15 protein-coding genes are annotated in these 16,694 nt (G+C 61.5%); 11 read left to right on the top strand and 4 right to left on the bottom strand.

The features are described 5' to 3' along the window. Positions 1-45: 45 nt before the first annotated feature. On the bottom strand, positions 46-2,394 hold the full coding sequence (locus PspS34_RS14825) for an acylase (protein ID WP_159390042.1): 2,349 nt from the start codon (positions 2,392-2,394) through the stop codon (positions 46-48). 248 nt (positions 2,395-2,642) lie between these two features. Between PspS34_RS14825 and PspS34_RS14830 the strand changes: the two genes are divergently transcribed. Then, positions 2,643-3,014, top strand: coding sequence for a hypothetical protein (locus tag PspS34_RS14830; protein WP_057714705.1), 372 nt, complete (start codon positions 2,643-2,645; stop codon positions 3,012-3,014). An 8-nt stretch (positions 3,015-3,022) separates the two neighbouring features. On the opposite strand, the gene PspS34_RS14835 is transcribed toward PspS34_RS14830, so the two are convergent. Further along, on the bottom strand, positions 3,023-3,211 hold the full coding sequence (locus PspS34_RS14835) for a hypothetical protein (protein WP_102670389.1): 189 nt from the start codon (positions 3,209-3,211) through the stop codon (positions 3,023-3,025). A gap of 818 nt (positions 3,212-4,029) precedes the next feature. Between PspS34_RS14835 and PspS34_RS14840 the strand changes: the two genes are divergently transcribed. The 7 genes from PspS34_RS14840 (at position 4,030) to PspS34_RS14870 (ending at position 9,177) form a co-directional block, all read left to right on the top strand. After that, positions 4,030-4,476 (top strand): DUF411 domain-containing protein, encoded by a 447-nt coding sequence (locus tag PspS34_RS14840; RefSeq protein ID WP_159390043.1) that lies wholly within the window; start codon positions 4,030-4,032, stop codon positions 4,474-4,476. Beyond that, a complete protein-coding gene (locus PspS34_RS14845; RefSeq protein WP_159390044.1) occupies positions 4,476-4,910 on the top strand; it encodes a YqaA family protein in 435 nt (144 codons plus the stop codon). Before PspS34_RS14840 ends, PspS34_RS14845 begins: the two co-directional genes overlap by 1 nt. A gap of 85 nt (positions 4,911-4,995) precedes the next feature. Continuing rightward, positions 4,996-6,021, top strand: coding sequence for an alpha/beta hydrolase (locus PspS34_RS14850; RefSeq protein ID WP_159390045.1), 1,026 nt, complete (start codon positions 4,996-4,998; stop codon positions 6,019-6,021). Positions 6,022-6,034: 13 nt separating this feature from the next. Further along, complete coding sequence (locus PspS34_RS14855; RefSeq protein ID WP_159390046.1) at positions 6,035-6,988, top strand: D-2-hydroxyacid dehydrogenase family protein; 954 nt, start codon at positions 6,035-6,037, stop codon at positions 6,986-6,988. A 336-nt stretch (positions 6,989-7,324) separates the two neighbouring features. Further along, positions 7,325-7,867 carry a tetratricopeptide repeat protein gene (locus PspS34_RS14860; protein ID WP_057714697.1) on the top strand — a complete coding sequence of 181 codons (543 nt, stop codon included), beginning with the start codon at positions 7,325-7,327 and terminating at the stop codon, positions 7,865-7,867. A 54-nt stretch (positions 7,868-7,921) separates the two neighbouring features. Then, positions 7,922-8,416, top strand: coding sequence for a sigma-70 family RNA polymerase sigma factor (locus tag PspS34_RS14865; RefSeq protein ID WP_079246746.1), 495 nt, complete (start codon positions 7,922-7,924; stop codon positions 8,414-8,416). Further along, on the top strand, positions 8,416-9,177 hold the full coding sequence (locus PspS34_RS14870) for a transcriptional regulator (RefSeq protein ID WP_154909130.1): 762 nt from the start codon (positions 8,416-8,418) through the stop codon (positions 9,175-9,177). Before PspS34_RS14865 ends, PspS34_RS14870 begins: the two co-directional genes overlap by 1 nt. A gap of 47 nt (positions 9,178-9,224) precedes the next feature. On the opposite strand, the gene PspS34_RS14875 is transcribed toward PspS34_RS14870, so the two are convergent. Both PspS34_RS14875 and PspS34_RS14880 read right to left on the bottom strand, forming a co-directional pair. After that, positions 9,225-10,526 carry an ATP-binding protein gene (locus PspS34_RS14875; protein WP_159390047.1) on the bottom strand — a complete coding sequence of 434 codons (1,302 nt, stop codon included), beginning with the start codon at positions 10,524-10,526 and terminating at the stop codon, positions 9,225-9,227. Between the two features lie 4 nt (positions 10,527-10,530). After that, on the bottom strand, positions 10,531-11,232 hold the full coding sequence (locus PspS34_RS14880; protein ID WP_057714693.1) for a response regulator transcription factor: 702 nt from the start codon (positions 11,230-11,232) through the stop codon (positions 10,531-10,533). Between the two features lie 293 nt (positions 11,233-11,525). Here PspS34_RS14880 and PspS34_RS14885 point away from each other — a divergent pair, with 293 nt between their 5' ends. The 3 genes from PspS34_RS14885 to PspS34_RS14895 all read left to right on the top strand — a co-directional run bounded on the left by PspS34_RS14885 (position 11,526) and on the right by PspS34_RS14895 (position 16,631). Continuing rightward, entirely contained in the window at positions 11,526-12,683 is a 1,158-nt protein-coding gene (locus tag PspS34_RS14885; RefSeq protein ID WP_150814044.1) for an efflux RND transporter periplasmic adaptor subunit, read from the top strand. A 15-nt stretch (positions 12,684-12,698) separates the two neighbouring features. After that, positions 12,699-15,797, top strand: a complete 3,099-nt coding sequence (locus PspS34_RS14890) for an efflux RND transporter permease subunit (protein WP_159390048.1) — start codon at positions 12,699-12,701, stop codon at positions 15,795-15,797. Between the two features lie 192 nt (positions 15,798-15,989). Then, positions 15,990-16,631 (top strand): DUF1345 domain-containing protein, encoded by a 642-nt coding sequence (locus tag PspS34_RS14895; protein ID WP_154909133.1) that lies wholly within the window; start codon positions 15,990-15,992, stop codon positions 16,629-16,631. Positions 16,632-16,694: the final 63 nt, after the last annotated feature.

The raw sequence follows: 16,694 nt of genomic DNA on the forward strand, positions 1-16,694 counted from the left end.
CCCTTGCGGATGCGGCCTTCAGCGTTCATGCAAAAACCCACTACCTTACTGCGCGGCCACTTTTGCATCCTGCCGGCGGATCGTCTGCACCTGATAGTCCGGATCGGACAGGATCTGTTGCTCGGTGAAAGGCAGCACGCTCCATTGCTTCCTGGAAAAGGCCTGCGTCTGGTCCCGTGAATACTTCGAGGCCGGGTCGCTGGACAACGAGAATGCCAGCAGCCCTTTGGCCTGCGGTCCGTTTTGGTCAAAGGTCACCACTTGCAGGTAGCTCGTACCGCTGACCACTTCGCGCTTGCCATCGCTGCGCGGTACGCTCTGGATCGCGTTGTAGACCCCCAACGTTCCCGGCCCGCCGTGGATCGGTGTCTGTTGTCCGCCGCTGCTGACCACCTGGATATCGCCCCAGCGACTGTCCGGCTTGAGTCCTGCCGCCTTGACCTGCTCAGCCGAAGCCAGCATCGCTGCCCGCAGCGCCTTCGCCACCTGCGGGTGATCGACTGCCAGACCCCGTGGGGTATGTTGCGGATCCCGTGGATCGAATGCCACACGCCATACGTCCGGCACCGGCTCCAACGCCTCCATGACATTCTGGAAGTGCACAAAGCCCAGACCGCTGCCCAGGTTGGCGTTGCGGTCCCAGGCCTTGAGGCTGGCGCACAGTGGCGCGAGCGTTTTGGCATCGGTACCGAGATCCGCCGCGCAGAATTGCAGCAGGTCCGGCATCACTAGGCTGGCTTGATAAACCCGATCGTCCATGACCATGTGTTGCAAGTCCGCTGCCTCGACCTTGCCGGCCTGGGCCAGCGCGCTCAAACGGTCCAGGGCAAAGCGCGAGCGCAGCCCCAGTGGCTGACTGTCCTGGCTGATCAACGGCGAATAGCCGGTCAGCGGTTGCGCCGGGTTGGCCATCCATGCCGAGTCGTTGGAGTGCTGGACAAAGTCCTTGCGTAGCAATTGCGGCAACTTGTCCGCTGCATAGATACCCTGCTGTGCAGCCTGCGGGTCGATGTCCCAGGCACAGGCGCTGTTGGAGCCGTCGAGAATGATCATCTGCAAGCCAGCGCGCGGATCACTGCATTGCGCCAGCTTGTCGACACTGACGTTGGGCACCACCGAGAGGTTCATGTACAGCGTCTGCCCCTGATCGTCCGCTGCCAGCGTATTGACCCACGGAATGCCCTGGATCTCGTGCACCGAAGCCTGGAAATCCTCGAGGTTTTCAGCGCGGTTCATCGCGTACCACTGCTGCAGAACCCGGTCGTTATCCAGATTGGCGTCGCGCAGGCTGTAGGCGTATTGATGATCCCAATCCAGTTTTCCCGGCCATTGCACCACCGGACCGAATTTCGAGCTGTAGACCTCGTGGGAAATTGCCCGGACCTGCCCGTCCGCCTGCCTGACGTTGACGGTCACGGTCTGCTTGTCCATCGGCAAGGACTGGCCGTCGAGCAGGTAACGGGTTGAATCCTTGGGATCGAGTTGCAGGCGATACAGCGTGAAGTGCCTGGACGAATCCACGGTGTGGGTCCAGGCCAGATGTTGATTGAAACCGATGTTGATCACCGGCAGGCCGGGCAACGCCGCGCCCATCACGTCCAGTTTGCCGGGAATGGTCAGGTGCATCTGATAAAAACGCATGCCGCCCACCCACGGAAAGTGCGGATTGGCCAGCAACATGCCGCGTCCGTTGAAAGAGCGCTCGCTGCCGACTGCGACGGCGTTGCTGCCACGGTCCAGGGCAAAACGCTGCATCCGCGTAGCGGCCACCTGGAACGCTGCCTGTGCGCTCGACGCCCGGGCCACGGCCTGGGGTGGCGTGGCACCGGCCAGGGCTTCGGCAAACTGGCCGACGCCACCTTCGACCAACAGGCGCCGGGTCAGCTTGACCAGATCCGACGTGGTGATGTCGCGCACCCAGTCTCCCTGGCACTGCGGCGGCAATCCCTGGACGCGTCGCTCGCTCAAGAAGCGGTTGTACCCCGCCACATAGCCTTCGACCAACTCACGCACTGGCGGGGTCTGGGCCTGCCAGAAACCGGCGACGGCTTGCGGAGTGTTCAGCCAGGTGAAAAATACATCGCTGGCCAGGTTCTCGCGCTCTTCGACGGTGAACTGATCCGGCCCGAAATACCGCGAACGTTCACCGTTGACCGTAGTGATTTCGTTGGCCAACAGGCACAGGTTGTCCTGGGCGTAGGCATAGCCGATACCGTAGCCGAGCCCGCGCTCATTGTCGGCGCGGATGTGCGGCACGCCGAAACCGGTGCGGCGGATGTCGGCGCTCGTTTGCGCAGGCGTATCGCTCGCGCTCGCCGCAAGGCTCAGCCCCAGGCTCAATCCCAGAGTCACACCCGCCAGGCTCAACCTGGTTAACTGGCTGGAAATAATCACGCTCGCTCCTGATCGAAAAAACGATGGTCACGGCTGCGCATACCCACGCGCACCGGGCCTCCCTGTAGGGACGAAGCTCACCACAAAAATTTAGGAGATTACTGCGCAACGCCTCATGGTCTGACAGGTTGATCACGCGATGGCGACAAAATTTCTACATTCGAGCCTTCATGATTCGGGCTGCTCATACGTCTAATGCTGTAAGAGCGCCCATTTTTTCCTGATCAGGCTCTGAAAGGAGTTTTGCAATGTACAACTCGCAACTGCCAACGGACGGTAGCAACGCGCCAAAGGGTACTTCCATGGGAGTCGGCGTATTCGAGCCGCGTACCGATCGCCACGGCAACGAGCGGATCAGGGTCCTGCTCAAAAGCTTTGGCCTTCGAACCAGTCTGATCCGCCTGAAAGTCATCGATGCCCTGCTGACGGCCGCCGAAAACGACCGCAGCCTTGGCGTGCGTGGCGTGCACAGCCAATTGCTGGACCTGGATATTCCCCTGTCCTTTCTCAGCGTGCGTGAAGTGCTGAAGCGTTTGTGCAGCGAAGGGGTGATTGTCCTCAACCCCGACAAGAGCTACAGCCTGCATCCCCAGGCTGCCGCTATTTTACGCAACCGATGATCGAATGATCAGAGTTTGACCTTGCGGCGCATCACGCCATTGATGACCACCACGACCACCGCCACGCCAATGGCGATGTACTGGAACAGTTTTTCGCTGATGACGCCGGTGTTCTGCAACCAGGAAAGGCCAAACATGATCCCCAGCACCACCAGAGAGATCAGAATCGAGTATTTCAAACGTTGCGACTGAGTCATTGCGGGTTCCTGAATCTGAAAATGTATCCGGTTTGTATCGACGCGCATGCCAAGCGCTTACCCTGTTTCGGGATAAGTGGCTACAAGCGGGGTCTCATGTTACAGCCGATGAAGAGTTTTGGCTTCATTGCGGCGATGACCATGGCGGACCAGGTTACTGCCCACATCGTTAACAGCGGTTCAACGGCCTGAATCCTTTCGGTAAAAGTCATTGCCCGGCCGGGCGCTGCAAGCGGTCTTTGCGACGAATGCCACCGCTGGCCTGCGTTATCCGGAAGCAGTCATGAAACTGCTCGACCGGTAAGGGTCGCCGGCCCGTTCGATGAATTGAGCGGGCCGGGCAACTCCAGATCGCAAAAGCAAGATCAAAAGATCGTAGCCTTTGGCAGCTCCTGCAGGGGAACGCGTGCACCACCAAACAACGAGGCCGAGCGTCAGGGGCAAGAGCGTTTGGTTACTTTGCGCTTTTCAAAGTAACCCTGTAGGAGCGAGCTTGCTCGCGATGGTCGTCAACGATAACGCTGGTTGGCAGGCACCCCGCGGCGCTCTCCAGTCCATCGCGAGCAAGCTCGCTCCTACAGGTATCGGTGTTCCCCGGGATTGCGTGAAGAACCTTTTTTGAACCCGGGGATCACATGGACACGCACCTTCGGCGTTTCAACCTGACAATTTTGTAATGTGCCCCTCATCTGCCTGACAGCGTTGATCTACCATCATCGAACGGCGGATCTTTGTAGTACTTCGAAACACTCCTTGAGCGCCTGACCGTAAAAAATGGTCAGAATGCGTTTTTTTGCCTGTTAGCCGAGACGAATTCCATGCGAAACCCTCTGCGTCTGATCGCCCTGAGCGCCCTGTTCATGTCTTCCCTGGTCCAGGCCGCCGACCTCATTCCGATCGAGGTTCATCGCGACGCCAATTGTGGTTGCTGCAAAAAATGGATCACCCACCTGGAGGCCAATGGCTTCAAGGTCGAAGACCACGTAGAAGCCAGCATGAGCGAATTCAAGCAACAGCACGGCGTGCCGCCACGCCTGGCGTCGTGCCACACCGCATTGATCAATGGCAAATTCGTTGAAGGCCATGTCCCGGACGACCAGGTCCTGGCCTTGAGCAAACGCGACGATCTGCTGGGCGTCGCGGCCCCCGGCATGCCCATGGGTTCGCCCGGCATGGAAATGGACGGCATGAGCGATGCCTATCAGGTCATCGGCCTGAAAAAGGACGGCACTGACGTGGTGGTTGCGGACTACCCCGCCCATTGATGTCCGGCGCGTATCTCGGATTGTTTTTCGCGGCATTCGGTGCCGCCACGCTGCTGCCGTTGCAATCCGAAGCCGTGCTGGTCGGACTGCTGCTCAGCGATCGCTATTGGCTCTGGGCACTGCTGGCGGTGGCAACGTTCGGCAACGTTCTGGGCTCGCTAATCAACTGGTGGCTGGGGCGCGGGATCGAGCGGTTCCACGACCGACGCTGGTTTCCGGTGAGCCCCCGGCATCTGGAAAAGGCCCGGCTTCATTACCAACGCTACGGCCATTGGTCATTGCTGCTCAGTTGGCTGCCTGTGATCGGCGATCCGCTGACGCTGGTCGCCGGGGTCATGCGCGAGCCGCTGGGGCGCTTCCTGCTGATCGTCACCCTGGCCAAAGGCGCCCGCTACAGCGTGCTGGCGTTGGCGACTTTGGGCTGGATGGGTTGAACCATCAAGGGCGGCGATTGCCTGTGATTAATGCCGCCCTAATCGTGTCGATCCAACATAGGCGGATTTTTCATGGAGCTCTCCCATGTCGCGCCCCTTCTCCCGCTGGTTACCCAGCCTTTTACTGACCGCCGTCCTGCCCGTCATCGCCCACGCCGAAGGGCCGCAATACGGCCCCGAGTTGCAAGGTTTCGACTACCCCTACACGCTCAAGCACTTCGCCTTTGATTCCCAGGGCCAATCCCTGCAAATGGGTTACATGGACGTCGCCGCCAACGGCAAGGCCAATGGCCGCAGCGTGGTGCTGATGCACGGCAAGAATTTCTGCGGCGCCACCTGGGACAGTTCGATCAAAGCCCTCAGCGACGCCGGCTATCGGGTCATCGCCCCGGACCAGATCGGCTTCTGCACCTCCAGCAAGCCGGCGCACTATCAGTACAGCTTCCAGCAACTGGCAACGAACACCCAGCAATTGCTCAAGGCACTGGGCATCCAGAAAGCCACCCTGCTGGGGCATTCCACCGGCGGCATGCTCGCCACTCGCTATGCCTTGCAATACCCCGAACAGGTTGAGCAACTGGCGCTGGTCAACCCCATCGGCCTGGAAGACTGGAAAGCCCTCGGTGTGCCCTATCGCACCGTTGATCAATGGTACGAGCGCGAACTCAAGCTCAGTGCCGAGGGTATCCGCAACTACGAACGCACCACCTATTACGGCGGTCGCTGGAAGCCGGAGTTCGATCGTTGGGTCGATATGCTTGCCGGCCTGAACAAAGGCCCGGGGCATACGCAAGTCGCGTGGAACTCGGCACTGATCTACGACATGATCTTCACTCAACCTGTGTATTACGAATTCCAGAACCTGAAGATGCCAACCCTGCTGTTGATCGGAACATCCGACACCACCGCCATCGGCAGTGACATCGCCCCACCCGAGGTCAAGGCGAAGATCGGGCACTACGACGTCCTCGGCAAACAGGTAGCCGGGATGATTCCCCAGTCCACGCTGGTCGAATTCCCCGGTATGGGCCACGCGCCACAAATGGAAGAACCGGCCCGATTCCACCAGGCCCTGCTCGCCTGGCTGAACAAGACCAACCCCGTGCATTGAAGAGGAAAGGCTGATGCCTGTGCAGATTGCAGTGATCGATGATTGGCAGGATGTGGCGCGCAATGCAGTGGACTGGTCGGCACTGGACAGCGTCGGTGAGGTAAGTTTTCTCCATGACTACCCCACCGATACCTCATCCCTGGCCGAGCGCCTGGCCGGGTTCGAGGTGATCTGCGTGATGCGCGAGCGCACCCGCTTCGATGAAGACCTGCTGAGTCGCCTGCCCAAGCTCAAGCTGCTGGTGACCGGCGGTATGCGCAACGCGGCCCTGGACCTGAAAACCGCTGCCGCGCTGGGCATTCAGGTCAGCGGTACCGACAGCTACAAACACGCCGCGCCGGAACTGACCTGGGCGCTGATCATGGCCGCAACCCGCAACCTGGTGGTCGAGGCCAATGCCCTGCGCGCCGGGCAATGGCAACAAGGCCTGGGTGGCGACTTGCATGGCAAGACACTGGCCATCCTCGGTCTGGGCAGCATCGGCCAGCGAGTCGCGCAGTTCGGTCAGGTGTTCGGCATGCGCGTCATCGCCTGGAGTGAAAACCTCACCGCCGAACGCGCGGCGCAGGTCGGTGTGACCCGTGTCAGCAAACAGGAACTGTTCGAACAGGCCGACGTGCTGTCGGTGCACCTGGTGCTCAGCGAGCGCAGCCGCGGTCTGGTGGACGCACAAGCCCTTGGCTGGATGAAGCCCTCGGCGCTGCTGGTGAACACCGCTCGTGGCCCCATTGTCGATGAAGCGGCGCTGATCAAGGCGCTGCAGAAACAACGGCTGGCCGGTGTCGCCCTGGACGTCTTCGAACAGGAACCGCTGCCCGCCCACCATCCGTTCCGGACCCTGGACAATGTACTGGCGACGCCCCATGTCGGGTACGTGACCCAACAGAACTACCGGCTGTTTTTCTCGCAAATGATCGAGGATATTCAAGCCTGGGCGGCGGGCTCAGCCATTCGTTTGCTGGGTTGATACCTCGTCATCGTCGGAATGCTGCCAGGATGTTGTGCTCGACGAAAATCCCATGTGGGAGCGGGCTTGCTCGCGAAGGCGGTGGGTCAATCAACATTAATGCTGCCTGACACTCCGCCTTCGCGAGCAAGCCCGCTCCCACAGGGTTCTTCAGCGCACACAACACTACGCAAGGCAAAAAACATGCATCCGCCCCGATATGAGCTTTCCTTGAAAAACACCGCCAGGACATAACGAATAATTGTTCATGCTGCGGTGTTTTCGTCACATCAACCTTGCACTGCGTCTGGCCGGACGCGCCCCGATCTGAACCCCTGAAGCTCTGGAGCAAAGCCCATGAATATTCGTTTTGCTGTTCTGACGCCCCCTCTGTTGCTGGCCGTTGCGTTGTCCGGTTCCCTCGCCCTGGCCAACGGCGGTGGCGGGGACGACGACGCGCCCATCAGACCCAACTGCCCGAAAGGTCAGGTGTTCGACAGCAAATCGAAACGTTGCGTCCGGCAGACCAGTAGCCTGGTGCCGGACGAAGACCGTACCAACTATGCCTATCGACTGGCCAAGGACGGGCGTTATGAAGAAGCCCTGGCCCTGCTTGACACGCTGAAACAGCCAAATACCGCAAAAGCGTTGAACTATCGCGGCTACGCCACGCGTAAACTGGGACGTACCGACGAAGGCATCGGCTATTACCTGCAATCGGTGAAGCTCGACCCGCAATATGCGCAGGTCCGCGAATACCTCGGCGAAGCCTATGTGGTCAAAGGCCGGCTGGATCTTGCACAGGAGCAACTGCGGCAGATCGAATCCATCTGTGGCAGTACTCAATGCGAGGAGTACCAGGACCTGGCCGAAGCCATCAACGGCTCATCGAAAACCTGACAACCCGAGCGGACGGAGGTCGCCATCGCCAGCGATCAGGCAATACGAACGGAACTGAACCAGCATCTGGCGCGTTTATGGCGCTACGGCCTGCTGCTGTCCCGGCAACGGCATGTCGCCGATGACCTGGTGCAAGCCACTTGCCTGCGGGCGCTGGAACGGGCCGGGCAATACGTGCAGGGAACGCGCATGGACCACTGGCTGCTGAGCATTCTGCATTCGATCTGGCTCAACGAAGTCCGCGCCCGGCGGGTGCGCCAGGGGCAGGGCCAGGTAGACGCCGATCAGGCCTTGTCGTTCGATGGAGAATCCGTGGCGCAAACCCACGTGTTGGCAGCGCAGGTCATCCGCCGTGTCGATGCCTTGCCCGAGGCCCAGCGCGAAACGGTGTTTCTCGCCTATGTCGAAGGCTTGTCCTACCGCGAAGTCGCCGAGGTGCTGCAAGTGCCCATCGGCACCGTCATGAGTCGCCTGGCCGCCGCTCGGGCGAAACTGGCCGAATATCCACCGTTGCACACGGTGCCCACCCCTAACCGAGGAGAACATTGATGAACGCGATACCCTCGGACGAACAACTGGTGGCTTACCTCGACAACCAACTCGATGCCGAGCAGCGCTCGCGCATCGACGCGGCCATCGGCGCCGACCCGATGCTCGGCCTGCGTCTGCAATGGCTGGATCGCAGCAGCCTGCCGTTCAAGGACGCCTACGATGAACTGACCCGACAGGCGCCGGTCGATCGCCTGCAAACCATGCTCGCCACAATGCCCTCACCCGCCCGCCCCGGGCTCAATCGACGCTGGTTCCTGGCCGCCGCGGCCGGGCTGTTGGCCGGCGGCGTGCTGGCGGACCGTTTGTTCCTCGGCTGGCAAGCGAGCCAACAGTCACATAGCTGGCGCGGCCTGGTGGCCGATTACATGGCGCTCTATGTGCCGGAAACCCTGGATCACCTGCCCGGCGATGAAGCTGCCCAACGGGCACAACTGCGCACGATCGATGCGCGTCTGGGCCTCAACCTCGCGCCGGCAAAACTGAGCCTGCCCCGTGCCGAGTTCAGGCGCGCGCAAATCCTCGAGTACGACGGTGCACCCATCGCCCAGATCACCTACCTCGATCCGGCCCATGGCCCCATGGCGCTGTGTGTTACCCGCTCCAACAGCGGCAGTCGCCATTTCGCCCGGGAACAGCGGCGCGAGCTAAACATCGTGTATTGGGCCGACATGGAACACGCCTGGATGCTGATCGGGCATCAGCCGATGGCGGACCTGGAGGAGATGGCGAAACTGTTGCGTAGTCGCCTGAGCACCTGAGAATCCCTGGCACAACGCAGGCGCTGCGACAGCGCCTGCGAAGCGCGTCAGGCCGAAGCCGGCAACCACAAACGAAACCGAGCCCCGCCCAGCGGCGAGGCTTCCACCGTCAACGTGCCGCCCTGGGCTTCCAGTGCACGGCGGCTGATCGCCAGCCCCAGTCCGAAACCACCCGTGGCGCGGTCGCGGCTGCGGTCGAGGCGGTAGAAAGGTTCGAAGATCCGCTCGCGCTCGTCATCCGGAATGCCGATGCCATCATCGTCGACCCAGATTTCACAGCCACTGGCATAGACCTGCACACCGATCTGAATACGCTTCTCGCAATAGCGCATGGCGTTGCGCAGCAGGTTCTGCAGGGCTCTGGCGGTCAGGCGCGGGTCCAGGCTGAAGCGTTCGAGCTGGCCGTGGAGCAACACGTCGATGACGATTTGCGGAGACTCCATTTCTTCGTCGACGCTGCCGAGAATGCTGTCGATGAATTCATCCATCGACACTTCGACCTGCTCCGGCAGCCGCGCCGGGTTTTGCAGGCGGCTGTAGGACAGCAGCTCCAGCACCAATTCATCGAGTTCCCGAATGTGCGCCACCAGGCTTTGCAAGCGCTCGCGGCTGGCCGCCGGCAAGTCGTCGGACAGGGCCAGCGCCAGGCCGAAATCCAGGCGCGTCAGCGGCGTGCGCAACTCGTGGGACACCGCATTGAGCAGGTCTCGCTGCTGGTTGAGCAGGTTCTCGATGTCGCCGGCCATGGTGTCGAACACACTGGCCAGGCTACCGATGTTGGAACTCGGGGAAATTTGCGTGCGCTCGCCCAAGTGGCCCTTGCCAAAGCGTTCGGCGGCGCCCTTGAGGCGCTCCAGGTCACGCCAGTGCGGGCGCAGCCACAACAACAGGCATGCGAGCATGGTCGCGCCGATCAGGACGTTGATGCTCCAGTACAACAGATTGACGTCCAGCGGATCCGGTGGCACGACCATTTGCACCACGGTGCGCTCATTCAGTGGCGCGACCGCCAGCGTGCGCCAGCCCCAGTCGCCCACGCGCACGACGTTCTCGCCGCGGCGCAAGCGCTGCTGTTCATCGGGCGTCAGGCTGCTGTCGTCATTGCTGCTGAGCACGATGTGCAGAGGCGAGAAGTCCTTGTCCATTTCAGCGGCCAGGGTCGGCCACTGTTCGGCCGGGACCCCATGGAACTGTTTGACGATCAGCGTTTGCAGCCCTCGCGAGTAATCGAGGTTGTAGGTGACAAAGCGTTCCTGGAACACCTTGACCACCAGATCCGGCACCAGATAGATCGCCGCGCTGAACGAGACGATGGTCACCAGGTACAAACGAAAGAGGATTCTGAACATCGGCTCAGCATTCCCACTCGGAACGGCTGAACAGGTAACCCTTGCCCCACACGGTCTTGATCTTGCGCGCCTCGCCGGCGTGGTCGTCGAACTTGCGTCGCAGCTTGGAAATCGCCACGTCCACCGAACGGTCGGTGCCATTGAATTCGATGCCGCGCAAGCGTTGCAGGATCTGGTCGCGGCTCAACACCTCACCGGCATGCCGGGCCAGCACCACCAGCAGGTTGTACTCACCGCTGGATAACTCCACCAATTGCCCGCGCCAGGTGACGGTACGCTCGGACAAGTCGATGCACAGGTTGCCCATCAGAATGCGGTCGTTGGCAGTCTGCGGCTCGCTGAGGCTGCTGCGGCGCAACAAGGTCCGCACCCGGGCCAGCAGCACCCGCGGCTCGCAGGGTTTGGTGACGTAGTCGTCGGCCCCCATTTCCAGGCCCAGGACCTGGTCGTGGCTGTCGTCGCGGGCGGTGAGCATCAGGATCGGCAGGGTCGCCGAATCGGCGCGCAGCAGGCGACAGACTTGCAAGCCGTCGAGGCCGGGCAGCATCAGGTCGAGGATCACCAGGTCCGGCGGATTGAGCCGCGCACGTTCGCGCACGTGGTCACCACGACCGATCACGCTGACGGAATAACCGTTGCGTTCCAGGTAACTGGCAATCAGTTCGGCGAGGGCGGTGTCGTCTTCGACCAGGAGGATGTTGGGCATGGGGTGTTTCCAGAAAGTACTTTGGCGTCTGCACCGGCCTCTTCGCGAGCAAGCCCGCTCCCACAGGGATTTGAGGTGACCACAAATGATATGAACACCACTGGCCACTGTGGGAGCGAGCTTGCTCGCGATGGCAATCTATCCGGCGCAATAGAAATCAAGGACTGCAGGATATACGCCCTCACGCACACCTGAGTAAAACCCTTACACAATTTCACACAGCACCAACAAAGCTTCACCGCTACCCTCGCCTTCGCCCAGTAGGATGCTGGGGGTCTTTATTGGGGTATTACATGTCGAAGAATCTGCTTGCCAGGCTCAGCCTGATTGCACTGGCGTTGACACTGGGCGCGTGTGACAAGTCCTCGAATGCCGAGGAACAGGCGCCGCTGGCCACAGTTCGCATCGAGACCATCGAAGCGCGGCCACTGACCATCAGCAGTGAACTGAGCGGGCGGATTGCCGCACCGCGCATGGCCGAAGTGCGTGCCCGGGTGGCTGGCGTTGTCTTGCAGCGCACCTTCCGTGAAGGCAGTGACGTGAAACAGGGCGAAGTGTTGTTCCGCATCGACCCGGCGCCGTTCAAGGCTGACCTGGACAGCGCCGAAGCCGCGCTGCGCAAGGCTGAAGCCAACGCGTTCCAGGCCAGATTGCAGGAACAGCGCTACGCCCGGTTGATCGACGACAAGGCCATCAGCGGCCAGGACTACGACAACGCCCGGGCCAATGCCCGGCAGACCGCTGCCGACGTCGCCGGCAACAAGGCGGCGGTGGAACGCGCCCGGTTGAACCTCGGTTACGCCACGGTCACCGCGCCGATTTCCGGGCGTATCGGTCGCGCACTGGTCACCGAAGGCGCACTGGTCGGGCAAAACGAAACCACGCCCCTGGCGCTGATTCAGCAACTGAACCCGATTCATGCCGACCTGACCCAGTCCACCCGCGAACTCAACGAACTGCGCCGCGCCTTCCGTTCCGGCCAGTTGCAACAGGTCGGCCAGGACCAGGCAAAAGCCACGTTGATTCAGGATGACGGCAGCCTCTATCCGCTGCCGGGCAAAATGCTGTTCAGCGACATCACCGTCGACCCGGGCACCGGCCAGATCATCCTGCGCAGCGAGTTTCCCAACCCCGACCTCGACTTGCTGCCCGGCAGTTTCGTGCGCGTACGCCTGGAACAAGCGGTCAACCAGCAGGGCATCAGCGTGCCGCAACGGGCCATCCAGCGCGACAGCGCCGGCATCGCCCAGGTGCTGCTGCTCGACGCCGAACAGCGGGTCGGGCAGCAACCGGTCGAACTGGGTGCCGTGCAGAACGATCGCTGGATCGTCACCGGCGGCCTGAAGGCAGGCGACCGCATCGTCATCGAAGGGCTGCAGCACGCCCGCCCCGGCGAGAAAGTGCAGATCGACGACACCCCTCTTCCACTTGCCCAGGCGACTGGTCAGTAAGCAGGACGCTTTTTTATGCCGCAGTTCTTTATCGACCGCCCGGTGTTCGCCTGGGTGGTTGCCCTGTTCATCCTGCTGGCCGGTGCGCTGGCCATTCCGCAACTGCCGGTGGCGCAATACCCCGATGTTGCACCGCCACAAATCGAAATCTACGCCGTGTACCCCGGTGCTTCGGCACAAACCGTGGACGAGAGCGTGGTCAGCCTGATCGAGGAAGAGCTCAACGGCGCCGATCACCTGTTGTATTTCGAATCCCAGAGCAGCCTGGGCAGCGCCACCATCAAGGCCACCTTCCAGCCGGGCACCAACCCGGAACTGGCTCAGGTGGATGTGCAGAACCGCCTGAAAGCCGTGGAGTCTCGCCTGCCACAAGCGGTCATCCAGCAAGGTTTGCAGGTGGAGAAAGTCTCCTCCGGTTTCCTGCTGCTGATCACCCTGACCTCCAGCGACGGCAAGCTCGACGACGTGGCGCTCAGCGACTACCTGGCGCGCAACGTGATGAACGAGGTCAAGCGTCTGGACGGTGTCGGCAAGGCGCAGCTGTACGGCGCAGAACGGGCGATGCGGATCTGGATCGACCCGCAGAAACTGCTCGCCTTCAACCTGACGCCGGCGGACGTCAACACCGCCATCGTCGCGCAAAACGCCCAGGTGTCGGCCGGCAGCATCGGTGACCTGCCAACCCGCACCACCCAGGAAATCACCGCGACCATTCTGGTCAAGGGCCAGTTGTCGACCCCCGAAGAGTTTGCCGACATCGTCCTCAAGGCCAACCCGGACGGCTCGACCGTGCGCATCAGCGATGTGGCGCGGGTCGAGATCGGTAGCCAGGAATACCAGTTTTCCACGCGCCTGAACGGCAAACCGTCCACCGCCGTCGCCGTGCAACTGTCGCCCGGCGCCAACGCCCTGAACACCGCAACCCTGGTGCGGGCGAAGATGGACGAACTCAAGCGCTATTTCCCGGCGAACGTCGAGTACTCGATACCGTACGACACCTCCCCCTTCGTCAAGGTCTCGATCACCAAAGTGGTCTACACCCTCTTCGAGGCGATGCTGCTGGTGTTCGCGGTAATGTTCCTGTTCCTGCAGAACATCCGCTACACGCTGATTCCGACGCTGGTGGTGCCGGTGGCGCTGATGGGCACCTTTGCGACAATGCTGGCGCTGGGGTTTTCGATCAACGTGCTGACCATGTTCGGCATGGTGCTGGCCATCGGCATTCTGGTGGACGACGCCATCGTGGTGGTGGAAAACGTCGAGCGGATCATGGCCACCGAGGGCTTGTCGCCCAAGGAAGCCACGCGCAAGGCCATGCAGCAGATCACCGGGGCCATCGTCGGCATCACTCTGGTGCTGGTCGCGGTGTTCATTCCAATGGCCTTCATGCAAGGTTCGGTCGGGGTGATTTACCAACAGTTCTCGCTGTCGATGGCCACCTCGATCCTGTTCTCGGCCTTCCTCGCCCTGACCTTGACCCCGGCCCTGTGCGCGACACTGCTCAAGCCGATTGCCAAAGGCGAGCACCACGAAAAGACCGGGTTCTTCGGCTGGTTCAATCGTCGCTTCGAACAACTGACCGAGCGCTATCAGGGCTGGGTCGCCTATGCGTTGAAACGGACCGGGCGCTACCTGCTGATCTACGGCGTGCTGCTGATCGGCCTGGGCTTGGCCTTCAGTCGCTTGCCCTCCTCGTTCCTGCCGGTGGAAGACCAGGGTTACACCATCACCGACATCCAGTTGCCACCGGGTGCGAGCAAGAATCGCACGGTGCAGGTGGCCGAGCAGGTTGAAGCGCACAACGCCGGGGAACCGGGCATTCGGGACAGCGTGGTGATTCTCGGATTCAGCTTCTCTGGCAGCGGGCAGAATGCGGCGCTGGCGTTCAGCACGCTCAAAGACTGGTCCGAGCGAGGCAGCGACGACTCGGCGGCTTCGATTGCCGACCGGGCCAACGTCGCCCTCAGCCAGATCAAGGACGCGGTGACGTTTGCCGTACTGCCGCCGCCCGTGGATGGCTTGGGTACGTCCAGCGGATTCGAGTTCCGCCTGCAGGATCGCGGTGGTCTCGGCCATAAGAAGTTGATGCAAGCGCGCACCGAGTTACTCGCGGCAGCCGAAAAAAGCCCGACCCTGATGAACGTGCGCGAAAGTGCCCTGGCCGAGGCACCGCAGGTGCAACTGGTCGTCGATCGCAAGCAGGCCAATGCGCTGGGCGTGTCCTTTGCCGATGTTGGCGGCGTGCTGTCCACGGCCGTGGGTTCGGCCTACATCAATGACTTCCCCAATCAGGGGCGGATGCAGCGCGTCGTGGTGCAGGCCGAAGGCGACCAGCGCAGTCAGGTGGAAGACCTGCTGAAGATTCACGTGCGTAACACCCACGAAAAAATGGTGCCCTTGTCAGCCTTCGTACAGGCCAGATGGACTCAGGGCCCGGCGCAATTGACCCGCTACAACGGCTATCCGGCGATCAGCATTTCCGGTGAACCGACCCCGGGCCACAGCACCGGAGAAGCCATGGCCGAGATCGAGCGGCTGGTGGCGCAAGGCCCGGCGGGCCTGGGACAGGAATGGACCGGGTTGTCGTTGCAGGAACGGTTGTCGGGTAGCCAGGCGCCGATCCTGCTGGGGCTGTCGCTGTTGATCGTGTTCCTGTGCCTGGCGGCGTTGTACGAGAGCTGGTCGATCCCCACCTCAGTGCTGCTGGTGGTGCCGCTGGGCGTGCTCGGCGCGGTGCTGGCCGTGACCTTGCGCGGGATGCCCAACGACGTGTTCTTCAAGGTCGGGCTGATCACCATCATCGGCCTGTCGGCGAAGAACGCGATCCTGATCATCGAGTTCGCCAAGAGCCTGTACGACGAAGGCCACGACCTGATCGACGCGACCCTGCAAGCGGCACGCCTGCGGTTGCGGCCGATTGTCATGACCTCGTTGGCGTTCATCCTTGGCGTGGTGCCGTTGGCAATCGCCACCGGCGCCAGTTCGGCGAGCCAGCAGGCCATCGGCACCGGGGTGATCGGCGGGATGATCACGGCGACGCTGGCCGTGGTGTTCGTGCCGGTGTTTTTTGTGGTGGTGATGAAGCTGGTGCGCAAGCGACATAAAGAAATTTAACAAACAACACCTACCCAATGTGGGAGCGGGCTTGCTCGCGAAGGCGGATGCTCAGTCGACATGGATGTTGAATGTGATGACCCCTTCGCGAGCAAGCCCGCTCCCACATTCGATTTCATTGGCCTAAGGATTGTGGTCACGATCGACCACGCTGGGCTATGGTGATTGCAAAGTACCAACCATCGAGTCTTCATGCCCTACCTCACCCACACCCACCCTCGCCTGTCCGCCGCCACGACGCTAGGTATCGCAGCGGGTATCCTGGTTCCGGCCGATTCGGTCATCGGCAAAATACTCATCGGCTGGAATGCCGGGGTCTGGACTTACCTGATCCTGATGTCCTGGCTCGTCGTGCGTTCGAAAGCGACTGATGTGAAACGCATTGCCGAAATCGAGGACGAGAACGCCGGGCTGGTGCTGTTCGTGGTGTGCGTTGCGGCAATTGCCAGTCTGGCAGCCATCACCCTCGAACTGGCCGGCGGCAAAGACCTGGAAACCACGCGCAAGCTCCTCCACTACGGCTTCACCGCGTTGACGGTGATCGGTTCGTGGCTGCTGATCGGGGTGATTTTCAGCGTGCACTACGCGCGTCTGTTTTATACCTGGGAAGGCAAGGAGCCGGCGTTGCGTTTTGCCGAAGGCCTGACAACGCCCAATTATTGGGACTTCCTGTATTTCTCGTTCACCGTCGGCGTGGCGGTGCAGACCTCGGATGTCGGCGTGGCCACTCGTGACTTGCGCAAGATCGTGCTGGCGCAGTCGTTGATAGGTTTCCTGTTCAACACGGCCATTCTCGGGTTCTCGATCAACATCGCCGCCGGGCTGTTCAACTGAAAGCTGCACAAACGTTCTAGTCACCACCCTCGGCGCGGCGTTAAATGGGTCGGTAAATCTGCC

It is taken from the genome of Pseudomonas sp. S34, from assembly GCF_009866745.1.
GTDB classification, from domain to species: Bacteria; Pseudomonadota; Gammaproteobacteria; order Pseudomonadales; family Pseudomonadaceae; genus Aquipseudomonas; species Aquipseudomonas jessenii.

Coding starts and splice junctions, on each gene's coding strand:
- PspS34_RS14830 (WP_057714705.1), top strand. CDS start 2,643: ATGTACAACTCGCAACTGCCAACGGACGGTAGCAACGCGCCAAAGGGT.
- PspS34_RS14835 (WP_102670389.1), bottom strand. CDS start 3,211: ATGACTCAGTCGCAACGTTTGAAATACTCGATTCTGATCTCTCTGGTG.
- PspS34_RS14840 (WP_159390043.1), top strand. CDS start 4,030: ATGCGAAACCCTCTGCGTCTGATCGCCCTGAGCGCCCTGTTCATGTCT.
- PspS34_RS14845 (WP_159390044.1), top strand. CDS start 4,476: ATGTCCGGCGCGTATCTCGGATTGTTTTTCGCGGCATTCGGTGCCGCC.
- PspS34_RS14850 (WP_159390045.1), top strand. CDS start 4,996: ATGTCGCGCCCCTTCTCCCGCTGGTTACCCAGCCTTTTACTGACCGCC.
- PspS34_RS14855 (WP_159390046.1), top strand. CDS start 6,035: ATGCCTGTGCAGATTGCAGTGATCGATGATTGGCAGGATGTGGCGCGC.
- PspS34_RS14860 (WP_057714697.1), top strand. CDS start 7,325: ATGAATATTCGTTTTGCTGTTCTGACGCCCCCTCTGTTGCTGGCCGTT.
- PspS34_RS14870 (WP_154909130.1), top strand. CDS start 8,416: ATGAACGCGATACCCTCGGACGAACAACTGGTGGCTTACCTCGACAAC.
- PspS34_RS14875 (WP_159390047.1), bottom strand. CDS start 10,526: ATGTTCAGAATCCTCTTTCGTTTGTACCTGGTGACCATCGTCTCGTTC.
- PspS34_RS14880 (WP_057714693.1), bottom strand. CDS start 11,232: ATGCCCAACATCCTCCTGGTCGAAGACGACACCGCCCTCGCCGAACTG.
- PspS34_RS14885 (WP_150814044.1), top strand. CDS start 11,526: ATGTCGAAGAATCTGCTTGCCAGGCTCAGCCTGATTGCACTGGCGTTG.
- PspS34_RS14890 (WP_159390048.1), top strand. CDS start 12,699: ATGCCGCAGTTCTTTATCGACCGCCCGGTGTTCGCCTGGGTGGTTGCC.
- PspS34_RS14895 (WP_154909133.1), top strand. CDS start 15,990: ATGCCCTACCTCACCCACACCCACCCTCGCCTGTCCGCCGCCACGACG.